Origin of the sequence: Megasphaera sp. NM10, assembly GCF_000417505.1 — a bacterium.
In the GTDB taxonomy this organism is placed as follows: Bacteria; Bacillota; Negativicutes; order Veillonellales; family Megasphaeraceae; genus Megasphaera; species Megasphaera intestinihominis.
Genome location: NZ_APHY01000135.1, coordinates 1 through 754, shown reverse-complemented (window position 1 = coordinate 754; position 754 = coordinate 1). Strand labels below are relative to the sequence as shown.

The following is a 754-nucleotide window of genomic DNA, read 5'->3' as shown; positions in this document are numbered from 1 at the left end:
TCAGACGCAGCTTGTACAGCTTCAAAGGATAATAGTCCATGCCTTCTGCCGGTGCGTCCCGTAGGATCTTTCGTTCCTGCCAGGCGCAGCTCATATGCAGGGCACCGGGGTCCAAGGTACTGAAGAAAAGCCGCCGGGAGCCAGATGTAGTGCAGCTGACATAGGCGTGGATACGGCGATTCCCGCAGATATGGGTCAAAACAATCCGATGGCCGACCTGCATGCCATCCATATTCCAGGACAAGTTGAAATCATCCAGATGAAGCCGCTTTCCTCGTTTTTTCGGGCGTCCCGGCTTGCCGTTAGGCAAGGGCGGCAATTCATACATCGCTGAATCACTGCGGACATTGCAGATGAAGGCCAGGTGGGGATATTGCAAAACCCGCTCTATCAACGTGCTTTTGGCATACCAACTGTCAAAGAACAGTAATACCTGCCGGTCTTTCAGTAAGGGCATCACCTCCTCGATGAGATCACCGGCTAATTCAAGTTTGGTCTGCTCTTTCGTCCACATCCGGTACCCTACGGGAACCGCCAGATAACGGATAAGCGGAGCTTTTCCTTCATGCTGGTTCAGGACAGGGACACTCAGTGTCAAACTGACGAAGCAATGACCATTTACGTAAGGCTTGCCTGTATGGCAGGCATGGTCATGCAACAGAGAAACAGCATCGAACTTCTTGCCGAATTTCGGTACCGTCGTATCATCGACACTGAGAAAGACCGGTTCATTCTGTAAGCCGACCGGAATCAG

At 52.0% G+C, this 754-nt stretch carries 1 protein-coding gene; it reads right to left on the bottom strand.

What is annotated here, in order from left to right; all coding sequences use genetic code 11:
- A partial coding sequence (locus NM10_RS12715; protein ID WP_147675896.1) for an IS701 family transposase occupies positions 1 to 754 on the bottom strand: 754 nt, incomplete at both ends.